Annotated in this window: 13 protein-coding genes; 5 read left to right on the top strand and 8 right to left on the bottom strand. The window is 30.4% G+C overall.

The window, feature by feature from the left end:
- Genes Q4Q39_RS03170 through Q4Q39_RS03180 form a run of 3 tightly spaced genes read left to right on the top strand, consistent with a single transcriptional unit; the run spans nucleotide 1 to nucleotide 3,780 of the window.
- On the top strand, nucleotides 1-1,371 hold the full coding sequence (locus Q4Q39_RS03170) for an O-antigen ligase family protein (RefSeq protein ID WP_303280914.1): 1,371 nt from the start codon (nucleotides 1-3) through the stop codon (nucleotides 1,369-1,371).
- Nucleotides 1,319-2,332: a glycosyltransferase family 4 protein gene (locus Q4Q39_RS03175; protein ID WP_303280915.1), complete on the top strand. Its 1,014-nt coding sequence runs from the start codon at nucleotides 1,319-1,321 to the stop codon at nucleotides 2,330-2,332. Before Q4Q39_RS03170 ends, Q4Q39_RS03175 begins: the two co-directional genes overlap by 53 nt.
- Nucleotides 2,333-2,388: 56 nt before the next feature.
- Nucleotides 2,389-3,780 carry a sugar transferase gene (locus Q4Q39_RS03180; protein ID WP_303280916.1) on the top strand — a complete coding sequence of 464 codons (1,392 nt, stop codon included), beginning with the start codon at nucleotides 2,389-2,391 and terminating at the stop codon, nucleotides 3,778-3,780.
- 85 nt (nucleotides 3,781-3,865) lie between these two features.
- Here the strand turns inward: Q4Q39_RS03180 and Q4Q39_RS03185 are convergent, their stop codons facing one another.
- Nucleotides 3,866-5,044 carry a lipoprotein N-acyltransferase Lnb domain-containing protein gene (locus Q4Q39_RS03185; protein WP_303280917.1) on the bottom strand — a complete coding sequence of 393 codons (1,179 nt, stop codon included), beginning with the start codon at nucleotides 5,042-5,044 and terminating at the stop codon, nucleotides 3,866-3,868.
- 173 nt (nucleotides 5,045-5,217) lie between these two features.
- Nucleotides 5,218-6,255: a putative type IX sorting system protein PorV2 gene (locus Q4Q39_RS03190; protein ID WP_303281301.1), complete on the bottom strand. Its 1,038-nt coding sequence runs from the start codon at nucleotides 6,253-6,255 to the stop codon at nucleotides 5,218-5,220.
- A gap of 395 nt (nucleotides 6,256-6,650) precedes the next feature.
- On the opposite strand from Q4Q39_RS03190, the gene Q4Q39_RS03195 reads away from it, so the two are divergent.
- A complete protein-coding gene (locus tag Q4Q39_RS03195) occupies nucleotides 6,651-7,397 on the top strand; it encodes a CDP-alcohol phosphatidyltransferase family protein (RefSeq protein WP_303280918.1) in 747 nt (248 codons plus the stop codon).
- Between the two features lie 6 nt (nucleotides 7,398-7,403).
- Nucleotides 7,404-8,297 carry a DUF808 domain-containing protein gene (locus Q4Q39_RS03200; RefSeq protein WP_303280919.1) on the top strand — a complete coding sequence of 298 codons (894 nt, stop codon included), beginning with the start codon at nucleotides 7,404-7,406 and terminating at the stop codon, nucleotides 8,295-8,297.
- 25 nt (nucleotides 8,298-8,322) lie between these two features.
- Here Q4Q39_RS03200 and Q4Q39_RS03205 read toward each other — a convergent pair whose 3' ends face one another.
- The 6 genes from Q4Q39_RS03205 to Q4Q39_RS03230 all read right to left on the bottom strand — a co-directional run bounded on the left by Q4Q39_RS03205 (nucleotide 8,323) and on the right by Q4Q39_RS03230 (nucleotide 12,885).
- Nucleotides 8,323-8,499 (bottom strand): type II toxin-antitoxin system antitoxin, encoded by a 177-nt coding sequence (locus tag Q4Q39_RS03205; protein ID WP_303280920.1) that lies wholly within the window; start codon nucleotides 8,497-8,499, stop codon nucleotides 8,323-8,325.
- Between the two features lie 54 nt (nucleotides 8,500-8,553).
- On the bottom strand, nucleotides 8,554-9,414 hold the full coding sequence (locus tag Q4Q39_RS03210) for an SPFH domain-containing protein (RefSeq protein ID WP_303280921.1): 861 nt from the start codon (nucleotides 9,412-9,414) through the stop codon (nucleotides 8,554-8,556).
- A 488-nt stretch (nucleotides 9,415-9,902) separates the two neighbouring features.
- Nucleotides 9,903-10,643, bottom strand: coding sequence for an LPS export ABC transporter ATP-binding protein (lptB, locus tag Q4Q39_RS03215; RefSeq protein ID WP_303280922.1), 741 nt, complete (start codon nucleotides 10,641-10,643; stop codon nucleotides 9,903-9,905).
- 112 nt (nucleotides 10,644-10,755) lie between these two features.
- Nucleotides 10,756-11,103, bottom strand: coding sequence for a carboxymuconolactone decarboxylase family protein (locus tag Q4Q39_RS03220; protein ID WP_303280923.1), 348 nt, complete (start codon nucleotides 11,101-11,103; stop codon nucleotides 10,756-10,758).
- A complete protein-coding gene (gene tatC / locus Q4Q39_RS03225) occupies nucleotides 11,087-11,920 on the bottom strand; it encodes a twin-arginine translocase subunit TatC (RefSeq protein WP_303280924.1) in 834 nt (277 codons plus the stop codon). Before tatC ends, Q4Q39_RS03220 begins: the two co-directional genes overlap by 17 nt.
- On the bottom strand, nucleotides 11,920-12,885 hold the full coding sequence (locus Q4Q39_RS03230; RefSeq protein ID WP_303280925.1) for a KpsF/GutQ family sugar-phosphate isomerase: 966 nt from the start codon (nucleotides 12,883-12,885) through the stop codon (nucleotides 11,920-11,922). Before Q4Q39_RS03230 ends, tatC begins: the two co-directional genes overlap by 1 nt.
- Nucleotides 12,886-13,016 lie beyond the last annotated feature (131 nt).

Genomic DNA, 13,016 nt, shown 5'->3' on the forward strand with positions numbered 1-13,016 from the left:
ATGTTGAAAGGATACTATTATATAAATCAAATTATACTACATGTTGGTATAGGTTTAGGTGTGTATTTTTTTAAACCAGCTTCAAAAGTACTTTTTTTAATTGTTTTAGGAATATGTGCTTTTAGTATTATTAAAGCCCCTCCAAGAAAAAGATATGTTTATGTTTTAAGTGCATGTGCTTATATTGTTGGTTCTGAAGTTTTTTTCAGAATGACGAGCGGTAATTTTTTACATGAGGCATCTAAATATTTAGTTGTTGTTTTTTTACTTATAGGTATGTTAATTGGTGATGGAGTTAATAAAAAAGGATACGCATATATAATTTATTTGATTTTTTTAATTCCGGGAATTATTGTCGCATCTTCAAGTTTAAATTACGATACAAATTTGCGTACAGCCATAGCTTTTAATCTAAGTGGACCTGTATGTTTAGGAATAACTGCGTTGTATTGTTATGGAAGGAAAATTTCAATAAAATCTCTTCAAGAAGTATTGATGTATGCATTGTTGCCAATTATTAGTACTACTACATATTTGTTTTTATACTCACCAACCATTAAAGATACGTTATCTGGTACACAATCAAACTTTGAAGCTTCTGGTGGCTATGGCCCCAATCAAGTATCTACGATTTTAGGATTAGGTGTGTTTTTATTAGCAGGGAGGTTGTTTTTACAGTCTAAGGCATTATTTATTAAAGTTATAAACATTGGAGTTTTGGCTTTTATGACTTATAGGGCCATAGTAACTTTTAGCCGAGGAGGTGTATTTGTTGCTTTTTTAATAATATTGGCATTTATTATTACATTTTATTTTAAAGCTTCATCAAGAAGTAGAAGAAGAATTTTTGGTTCAACATTTGTTTTAGGTATAGGTGTTATTTTAACATGGTTTGTAAGCTCAGCCAGTACATATGGTTTAATAGATAAACGCTATAATAATGAAGATGCATTAGGAAGAACAAAAGACGATATTACTACAGGAAGAGCAGGTTTGTTAACTAATGAATTGAATGAGTTTTTTGAAAACCCTTTTTTTGGTGTTGGTGTTGGAAAACTTAAAGAATTAAGGCTTGAAAAAGAAGGAATTAATGCTGCTTCACATAACGAAATGAGCAGAATTATAGCAGAGCATGGAATATTTGGTTTTGTTGCTTTTTTAATATTATTATTAACGCCATTACTATTAAGGTTTCGAAACAAAAAAAACATATATTTCTATTCATTTTATCTATTTTGGTTTTTAACAATAAACCATTCGTCTATGCGTATTGCTGCTCCAGCTTTCATTTATGGGCTTTGTTTATTAAATGTATATTATGACAAACCTTCTTTACATAGGAAACAAGTTATCAAACAAAGGAAAGAATAAAACTTCAATTGAAACTTTAGGAAAGTTATTGGAAATTGAAGGGTTTTCCGTTAAAACATCATCGAATAAATCAAACAAATTACTTAGAATGTTTGATATGATATATTATGTCATAAAACTCAGGAATCAAACGGATTTTGTGCTAATTGATGTCTATAGTACATTTAATTTTTATTATGCGCTGGTAGTGAGTCAATTATGTCGCTTTTTTAAGTTAAACTACATACCCATTTTACGTGGTGGAAATTTGCCTGAACGGTTAAAAAAATCTCCTAAATTATCAAAAGCTATATTTAATCATGCTTATAAAAATGTAGCACCATCAAAATATATTAAGTCAAACTTTGAAGGTTTAGGATATCATAATATAGTTTGCATTCCAAACACAATAGAGCTTAATAATTACATTTTTAAAGAAAGATCTTTTGACAAAATTAAGCTGTTATGGGTACGCTCATTTTCAAAAATATATAATCCTTTGTTAGCAATTAAGGTTTTAAAAGGCTTAAAGGATATTAATATAGATGCAGAACTGTGTATGGTTGGTCCAGATAGTGATGGAAGTATGCAAGAAGCCATAGATTATGCAAATGAGTTAAAAGTAGAAGTGACTTTTACTGGAAAACTATCAAAAAAAGAATGGATAGAACGATCTAAGTATTATAATATTTTTATTAATACTACTAACTTTGATAATATGCCTGTTAGTGTTATTGAGGCTATGGCATTAGGTTTACCTGTTGTCTCAACTAATGTAGGAGGGATGCCTTTTCTTATAGAAGATGAAATAACGGGTATTTTAGTAGAGCCGAATTCAGAAAAAGTGTTTGTTGAAGCAATTCAAAGGTTGACAAAAAATTCATCAAAAAAATCAAATTTAATAGCTCTAAATGCCAGAAAAAAAGCAGAGCAATTAGATTGGAATATTGTTAAAAACCAATGGAATAAAGTATTGAAATAAATTTTTGCTTGCTATGAATATTATTATCTTTATCGTTTGTCATTTTATTTGAAAAGATGTCTAACCGGAGTATTCATTTTAATATTTCAGAACGTAAAATTTTGCTACGTATCTTCGATATTGTTTCAATATTGGTTGTGCTGTATTTTGTTAGTAATACATTTGATTTTGATTATTTTACTATAACAAAAGAAAACTGGACATGGACTCTTATACTTGTTTTATATATATCCATATTTGGAACTATTTTTGAGCTTTATGATCTACAGAAATCTAGTAAAATTGAAAAAACTTTTGCTAGTATAGTTGCCACGGTCTCAATTACTGCACTATTTTATTTTTTGACACCATTTTTCACGCCTTTATTACCAGATAACCGTTTGCAAATTTTATATTTTTATTGCGCAATATTCGTAGCATTATTTTTGTGGAGGCTAGCGTATGTGTCTTTTATTGTTTCTCCTAGGTTTTATAAGAAGGTATTGATTATTGGAGAAACCTCAAATATTGAAACTATTGTAGAGGCTTTTAATAATTCGGATCCTAGTTATAAAATTAAGGGCTTTATTAATTGTGATATAAATAGTTTTGAATCTATTAAGTTTAATGCCGTTGCTGAGTATAAACCAAGTCAAATACGTGAAGTAATTAAGGACGAAAATATATCGGAAATTGTTGTAGCAAGTTATAATTCAGAATCCATTACTCCAGAAATTTATTACTCGCTTATTTCGCTTTTAGAAGAAGGGTTTTCAATAAAAGAATATACACAGGTATATGAAGATTTAGCACAGCGTATACCAGTACAATTTGTAGGAAAAGACTTTTATAAATATTTTCCATTTAGTAGAAGTAATCAAAACAAACTATACCTGTTCTTTCGTCGATTTTTTGATATTATTATTTCTATAATTGGAATTTTAATAGGAGCCATGTTTTTACCACTTATTTTATTTGGGAATATTATAGCTAATCGAGGACCACTTTTTTATACTCAAGATAGGATAGGAAAAAACGGTAAACCTTTTAAGATTTTGAAGTATAGAACGATGATTAAAAATGCTGAAAAAACTGGAGCAGTTTGGGCTCAAAAAGGAGATGCAAGAATTACATTCTTTGGTAAGTTTTTAAGGCACTCTAGATTAGACGAGATGCCTCAATTTTTTAACATATTAAAGGGCGATATGAGTATAATTGGTCCCAGACCAGAACGTCCATTTTTCGTTAAAGAACTATCGCAATTATTGCCTTTTTACGAAACGCGACATATTATTAAACCAGGTCTTACAGGTTGGGCGCAGGTTAAAACCAGATACGGATCTTCGGTTGACGATAGTTTACTGAAACTACAATACGATTTGTATTATATTAAACACAAAAGTTTTTTCCTGGATATAAATATTTTGGTAAAAACTATAAGTACTATGATTTTCTTTAGAGGGCAGTAGTCATTCAGTCATCAGTTTACAGTAGCAGTATTCAGTCTTTTACTTATCTTAATATAGATATAAAAATAAATTTTGAGATAAATAACTATCCGTTATTGTAGTAAGAAATTAAATAAATATATCTAATAAATAGTGCTATTAATAAGGGAATTAATCCAATAGCAAATACCTGTATACCAATTACCCAATGCAGTGTTAATAGGCATAATAGAATTATTAAAAATTTCAAATATTTAATAAACCAACCACTTACTTTTTTTCTAAATAATTGTCGAATAACAAAAATATTAAGAGCACAGGCCCAAAGCAAATTATAATTTTGGTGAGTCCCTTTATGATCGGTTGCAAACCAAAGCAACAACAATAATATTCCTATGATTCCTGTAATGCTAAAAAGGGTAGCGTCTAACCAGATACTCTGTTTATTTTTTTTGTAATCCTTATAAGTTATCAAAAGAATGAATCCCCCTATAATACCTAAAATAAATAGGGGACTTGTAAAAAAGGTATTTGGTTTTGGTGTTTCTTTTTTAGAATATAAAACACGACTTTCTTTTACTAATGGGGTATCATTATTTTTTATCAATGCAGAACCAAAAAACTTATAGATGTTCTCAGGTAAGAACATATGTTCTTCTGCTGTAGCTTTTTTATCTATTACTGAACCTAGACAGATATCTATACCCAAACTTCCCCAAGAATTTCTATTGAGATTATTTTGAATTAAGGTTCTAAAAGTAGCTTCTTCATGTCCTTCAGGAGTATTAAAAACGATACTATTATTAAGACTTGCGTTGGCAACGTCTTTAATCTTTGTAGCACAATTGTCAAAAAAGAAATCGTATAAATAACCTCTGTTCTCTGGTTTATAATTATTTACTAAAAAGTCGTAAAGTCTTTGCTTTTCCTCTTGTGAAAGATTTAGGACTTGTTCTTTAACATTTCTATTTTGTTTGACATAAAAGCTTAAAAAATCATAGTAATTGCTGGTACCTAATGAATAGTTTAATTTACCTCTGGCAAAATTTAAATAAAAATTTGGCGCTTCGAAATCAAAGCGACCATAATCAAACGTTTTATCCAGATTATTTAAAGGGTCTTTTATTCTGAAAGCATTATGCCCAAAAGAATCATTTAAAGAGGCGCCAGGTCCAATGGTTAAAACACTAATACTAGCTTCTGGTGATAATGTATTTTTCTGGGCTAAGCTTGTATTAATTGCAGTAAATAAAAAAAGTAATAAAAAAAGTAATGTTTTATGCATCTAAACAAATATTGAAGTGGTTTGACCTTTTTGATTGAAGCGAAAAATAGTGATTTTATTACCAAATGAAGACTTTTTTGAACTGTATAGATTCGCTACGGAGTAATAAAAAGACAAAATGTGAGGATAAAAGAACATTTTGTAGCCAATTATAAAAAGTTTAAACCACTTCATTATCTAAAAATACTAAAATCCAGTTTTAAAGAAAATACATTTGAATATAAAGCAACACTTTGGTCTCCAATATCGGTAAAGGCATAGTCTATTTGAACACCATTATATTTAAAACCAACACCAAAACTAGGCTGAAAGCTTAATTGTTCAGTATTATCAATTTGTAATTCATTTTGAAAATTTCCCATACCAGCACGTAAATACACCATATTTATATAGCTAAATTCGAAACCTAAAGCTGGATTTACACTAGCAAAAGACGATGAAATAATATCATTGTTTTCTTCAAAGCGAACATTTAAATTCACTGCTGTCAGCAATGTGTAATCATAGTGAAAATCGATTAACTTTGAAATACCAATCTGTAATTTCGGAATGGTAATCTCTGTAGTTTCTGGTAGTTCCTGATTTTGACCTGCTACTGCGTTTTGAATCTTAGCAAATTCATCTTCATCAATAGCCCAAGCGTTAAAAGTAGTCGTAATATCACGAGCCATAACACCAAACTTCCAGTTATTATTGGTCTCAAACTGTACACCTAAATCTAAACCAAACCCCCAAGAGGAAGCAAAATCACCAATAACACGTCGTATCACTTTGGCATTCACTCCATATTTTAAACCTTGTACAGGAAGGTGCCTAGCATACGAAAATGTTAGCCCATAATCTGCAGTAGAAAATAAACTAATTCTATCGTAATTTATATTGCCCTGTTCATCGATAAGCTGAGTGGTGTTTAAAATATCATCAACAGCAAAGCGAATCAATGATATCCCTACTGCACTTTCTTTATCTATAGGCATAGCATAAGCGACATAATCATAATTGGCAATATTAGCAAAGTAACTAGAGTGCATTAAAGCGAGTTGGTTATCTTCAATTTGTAATAACCCAGCAGGATTCCAATAGCCTGAATTAACATCGGCAGAATGAGACGTTACAGCACTACTCATACCTAATGCAGCGGCATCCACACCAATATTCATAAACTCGTTAGAGTACTTTCTAACAGTTTGACTAAATATTGATACGGACATTGTACAAAACAATGCAGTTATGTAAGTCTTCAATCTCAATTTTTTTACAAAGATGCACATAATACCAATTTAATCATAAAATATCAGATTTAAACTTCCTCATTTTTCATTTTATTTATTTACTCATTATTCTCATTACATGAGCAATGCGAATTAATTATGGAATAGAGTAATGGAAAGTGGTAATATATACTTCATTTCATAGTTAAATTATTATAATTTGCTATTCTATTAAACTTGAAATTATAATAGATATTGTTTAATACTTGCTTTACACAAAAATTGTTTGCTATTTTTACCAAAACAATTTTTGTAGCATGAAATTGTTATGATAGCTATTTCTATTAATATTTTACGATTACATATTTTTATTAAATAGCAATAAGAATTTATATATGAAGAGACATATTCCTAATGCACTAACACTTTTAAACTTATTTTGTGGAAGTATTGCTGTTATTTTTGTGATTAATAATAATTTTATTGCTGCCTCATTGTTTGTTTTTTTAGGCATATTTTTTGATTTTTTTGATGGTTTTGCAGCTAGAAAACTAAACGTTCAAAGTGAATTAGGTTTACAGTTAGATTCTCTTGCAGATATGGTAACTAGTGGGCTAGTGCCAGGAATTATCATGTATAAGTTATTATCGTTAACTGTAAAAACTTCGGATAGTTTAAATAATAATTGGCCTTCTAATAGAGATTGGTTAGATTTTAATTTACCAGTATTTCCTCTTTTGGGATTATTTATAACATTAGCTTCTGCTTATCGTTTAGCAAATTTTAATTTAGATATTGAACAACAAACCTATTTTAAAGGGTTGCCAACACCAGCAAACACCTTGTTGATAGTTTCACTACCATTAATAATGGAATTTCAAAATAGTGATTTTATAAATGCTATTATTCTTAATAAATGGTTTCTGGTTGGATTGACACTTTTAAGTTGTTACATATTAAATGCCAATATTAAACTATTTGCTTTAAAGTTTAAAGACTGGAGCTTTAAGACAAATGCAACGCGATATATTTTTATTATACTTTGTATTGTGTTATTAATTGTATTGCAATTTGCTGCGATACCTGTTATTATTTTACTTTATATATTTATGTCACTCATAGACAATTTAACTTCCAAATAATTAAGAATGGCATCAGGATTTTTTGCATTATTAGATGATATAGCAGCTTTAATGGACGATGTTGTTGTGATGAGTAAGATTTCTACAAAAAAAACCGCTGGTATTTTAGGGGATGATTTAGCAGTAAATGCTGAAAAAGCTACGGGTTTTGTCTCTTCTAGGGAGTTACCAGTTCTGTGGGCAATTACTAAAGGCTCAGCACTTAACAAATTAATTATTTTACCAATTGCCTTTTTATTAAGTGCTTTTGCGCCTTGGGCTGTTACTTTGGCATTAGTATTAGGAGGTGTTTATCTAGCTTTTGAAGGAGCAGAAAAAATATATGAATTTTTTGTACCTCATAAGCATACTAAAGAGACTGTTGATAATTCAAACATATCAAAGGAAGACCAATTAGCTCTCGAAAAGAAGAAAATAAAATCAGCCGTTTTTACTGATTTTATTTTATCAGTTGAGATCGTAATCATCGCTTTAGGAACTGTTTTAGGAAGGCCAATTTTATTTCAGGTATTGGTTGTGTCAATTGTAGCTTTAATTGCAACGATTGGTGTTTACGGGATTGTGGCTCTTATTGTTAGAATGGATGATTTGGGATACAAGCTCGTTAGTTTTAGCAGTAAAGAAAAAAGTATTTCAAAATTTATAGGAAACTTTTTAATTAGAGCACTTCCAATAGTTATTAAAAGCTTATCCGTAATTGGTACTATCGCCTTAATTTTGGTTGCTGGAGGCATATTTGTCCATAATATCGAGTTTTTCCATCACTTTTTAGAGGTGCTACCATCTTTTGTGAAAGATTTTATAGTTGGTTTATTGGTTGGCTTTGCCGCTCTTTTGTTTGTTAAGTTATTTAAAGTAGTTAAGAGGAAATTGTTCAAGGATAAAGAAGTAGAAATATAATAGTAAATGAAGAAAGTTAAAGCGTTTAATTATTTTCTTCCGATTTTTTATTTTTAGGAGTGCGTTTAGCTTTTTTTAAACTTTCGTTAAGCATCCACTCAATTTGGCCATTTGTGCTGCGGAATTCATCCGCAGCCCATTTTTCAATAGCTTTAAGCATATCTTCATTTATTCGTAATGCAAAAGCCTTTTTCTTAGCCATTTTAGTAATTAATTATTTTGATAAATTTAAAATACGAAGATGCAAATGTATTGTTTATTGATTTAAAGTACCAGTATTTAAAACGGGAGAGGCATCTTTATCGCCGCAAAGTATAACCATAAGGTTACTTACCATAGCGGCTTTTCGCTCTTCGTCTAAATCTACAATGTTCTTCTTTCCTAATTCTTCAAGTGCCATTTCAACCATACTCACAGCGCCTTCTACAATTTTATGTCTTGCAGCCACTATGGCTGTTGCTTGCTGACGTTTTAACATCGCATTTGCAATTTCTTGAGCATAAGCTAAGTAACCAATTCTAGCTTCTAATACTTCAATACCAGCAATAGACAAGCGTTCATCAATTTCTTTTTCTAACGTTTCGCTTACTTCATTAACGCTGGAACGTAATGTAATATCTTCAGTATGCCCTTCATCTGCAAAATTATCGTAAGGATACATACTAGCCAGTTTACGAACTGCCGCATCTGTTTGTACACGAACAAAGTTTTCATAGTTATCTACATCAAAAGCTGCTTTATAAGTGTCTTGAACACGCCAAACTAAAATAGTACTAATCATAATAGGGTTACCAAGTTTGTCATTTACCTTTAAACGCTCACTATCAAAGTTACTTGCTCGTAATGATATCTTCTTTTTTGTATAAAAAGGATTTACCCAATAGAAACCATTTTTATTAATAGTACCTACATATTTTCCGAAAAGCAATAATACCCTCGAGTTATTTGGCTGTACCATTATAAAACCAGGCGCAATAAAAATTGCAATGATTATTGATATAATAAAAATGAAGTTTTCGGTTATAACAAGAGTAAAAATACCTCCTATAAGCATTATTAAAAAAGTAAGTAGCATAAGATAACCGTTAGCGGGTGTAATGATTTTTTCTTCTTTCATGATTTATATTTTAATTTAAAATGATACTATTTTGATATCATAAAGATATGATTAAATTTTTAATATTTCAAAATGTGTAGTGTTATTTTTTATAAGATTGTTTATTAAATTATGTTGTTATAAGTTAAAAGGTTTATAAATAGGTGAGGGAAAGCAAAAATAAAGACAAAGTTGAACTTAGAAAGAAATCAGTTTCTTTGAATGGAAGATAAACTTAATAATAAAAGATCAGTCTAAAGATTGGATCTATCTACTTGAATAAAAACACAGAAGTGGTTTAATGTTTATGCTATTTATATGGATTCCTGCTTTCGCAGAAATGACAAGTGGTGGTGTCTTCATTTGAAAAACAAAACAAGGAGTGAGAAGCAAGTAAGTTAATACTTGTAGTACCATTCATTTTGTAATGTTTGTCATTCCTGCGAAAGCAGGAATCCACTAGTCAAATAAAAAGTGTGATATTTATTTATATATAAATGGCTTAGTGCCTAATCTCTGATCTTCTTCTTACGAAGCTCAAAATTTTGACCTAAATAGACCTTACGAACCATTTCATCGTTAGCAAGCTCTTCTGGTTTTCCAGCTTTAAGAATACTACCTTCAAACATTAAATACGTTCTATCGGTAATAGCAAGCGTTTCTTGTACGTTATGGTCGGTAATCAAAATCCCAATATTCTTTTTGGTAAGTTGTGCTACAATACGTTGTATGTCTTCAACAGCCACAGGATCTACACCTGCAAATGGTTCATCTAATAAAATAAAACTAGGGTCGGTAGCCAAGGCACGTGCAATTTCTGTACGACGGCGCTCTCCTCCAGATAATAAATCACCTCTACTTTTCCGAATATGGCCTAAACCAAACTCTTCAATAAGGGATTCCATTTTATGCTGTTGTTCCTTCTTACTAAGTTTCGTAAGCTGTAAAACACTTAAAATATTATCTTCAATACTTAATTTTCTAAAAACTGAAGCTTCTTGTGCCAAGTAACCAATACCATTTTGTGCACGTTTGTACATCGGGTATTTTGTGATTTCAGTATTATCCAAAAATATATGACCGCCATTAGGTTTTATTAAGCCAACAATCATATAAAAAGAGGTTGTTTTTCCTGCTCCATTAGGCCCTAAAAGACCAACAATTTCACCTTGATTAACCTCAAGAGAAACATCTTTAACCACTTTCCGTCCACTGTAGGACTTCATCAAATTTTCGGCTTTTAAAATCATAAGTTATATACTGAACGCTAAAAATAGTAAAATCATATACACTATTATAGCAGATGTTCTAATTTTATCTTGTTTGTTATTTTGCTAGGAGTCCGACGGGAGTAAAATTTATTTAGCTTTGACCTTCTAAGGCGTCCCAAAATTCATAGGCACGACGTAAATGAGGAATAACAATAGTGCCACCAACTAAGGTTGCTATGCTTAAAGCTTCAACAACCTCTTCCTTTTTTAAACCAATTTTATGACTAGTTTCCATGTGATATTTTACACAATCGTCACAACGTAAAACAGCCGAAGCAACTAAACCTAAAAGCTCTTTAGTCTTAACATCCAAAGCTCCTTCTGTAAAAGCATTAGTATCTAAATTAAAGATGCGTTTTATTACTTTGTTATTATCTGCTAAAATCTTATCGTTCATTTTAGAACGATATTCATTAAATTCATTAACTATGTCGGACATGTCTTTTTTCTTTTCTTTTTTGATTTCTAATAACAACTTTAGAAATATAAATACTCACTTGGTATAAAATTATAATTGGAATAGCGACAATTACTTGACTGGCAATATCTGGAGGCGTAATAATTGCTGATAAGATTAATACAATTACTAGCGCATACTTCCTGTATTTTTTTAAGAATTCTGGTGTTACCAACCCTATTTTGGTTAAGAAATAAATAATAATCGGCAATTCGAAAATTAAGCCAGAAGCTAGTGCAGAAGATCTAACTAATGCAATATATGAGCTAATATCAATTTGATTGTCAACCATTGTAGAGATACTATAGTTTGCTAAAAAATTAATAGACAAAGGCGTTACAATATAGTAACCGAATAATACTCCTAAAAAGAATAAAAATGATGAAATTACAATAAACCCTCTGGAATGTTTACGTTCATTAGAATGCAATCCAGGGCTAATAAATTTCCATAATTGATAAATAACGTAAGGAAAGGAGATGATAAACCCTCCTAAAATAGCTGTCCATATATCGGCCGAAAATTGTCCAGCCATCGTTCTATTTTGTATAATTAAAGGTATTTTTTCATTACAGAAAGTAGTATCTACATTTATAAAATTAGCTGTTCTGCATAAAAAATCATAAGTCGGAAAACTCATGTTTAATGGCGCAAAAATAATAGCGTCAAACACAAATCTGCTGAAAATAAAAGCTAAAGTAGCAACTATTACAACTGCTAAGCAAATTCTAATTAAATGCCACCTTAAATCTTCAAGATGATCTAAAAAAGACATCTCATTTATATCCTTTTTTGCCATTATATAATACCTTCTTTTATTAAATCATGTAAATGAATGACTCCGGCATAGTTACCATTTTCTTCGACAAGCAATTGTGAAATACCATTAGTCTCCATAACTTCTAAAGCTTCAATAGCCATTGCTTCAGCATTAATACGTTTTGGGTTAGCACTCATGATATCATTTGCAGTTAATGATGAAAAATCATCAACTTTACTCAACATTCTACGTAAATCACCATCAGTAATAATACCAGCAATTTTATCGTTTTCTACAACAGCAGTAACACCCAGCATTTTTTCGGTAATCTCTATAATAATCTCTTTTATGTTTGTAGATGGAATTACTTTAGGCTTTTCGTTTACCGATGATATATCATGAACACGTAAATATAATTTTTTCCCTAAGGCGCCGCCTGGATGATATTTTGCAAAATCATTACTGGAAAAACCACGTAATTCTAATAAGCAAACTGCAAGTGCATCACCAATAACTAACTGTGCCGTAGTGCTTGTAGTTGGTGCTAAATTATTTGGACAAGCTTCTTTTTCAACATATGCATTTAGAATATAGTCTGCTTGTTGCCCTAAAAAGGAATCTTTATTTCCCGTTATAGCAATCATTTTATTCTTTGCACTTTTTATTAAGGGGACTAAAACTTTAATTTCGGGAGTATTTCCACTTTTAGAAATACAAATAACGACATCATCTTTAAGAATAAGCCCCAAATCTCCATGAATAGCATCGGCTGCATGCATAAAAACGGACGGTGTTCCGGTAGAGTTTAATGTGGCAACAATTTTATTAGCAATAATGGCGCTTTTTCCAATTCCCGTAATAATTACTCGACCTTTGGAATTATAAATAAGTTGTACTGCATCAGAAAAATCGTCAGTTATTAAATTAGCTAGGTTGGAAATAGCTTGACTTTCTGTTTTTATTGTTAATTTTGCGGTTTGTGTAATAGAATCTTTACTATTCAAAATTTATATTTTTTTTAGTTGATGCTTTTAAAGATTTTATTATCTTTAATGATAATCAAATTAAATTTTGTTGTACTTTGGATTTTCGTTACAAAACTAACGAAAAAAAATATGAGGGGATCTCTAATATG

It is taken from the genome of Flavivirga amylovorans, from assembly GCF_030540875.1.
GTDB classification, from domain to species: Bacteria; Bacteroidota; Bacteroidia; order Flavobacteriales; family Flavobacteriaceae; genus Flavivirga; species Flavivirga amylovorans.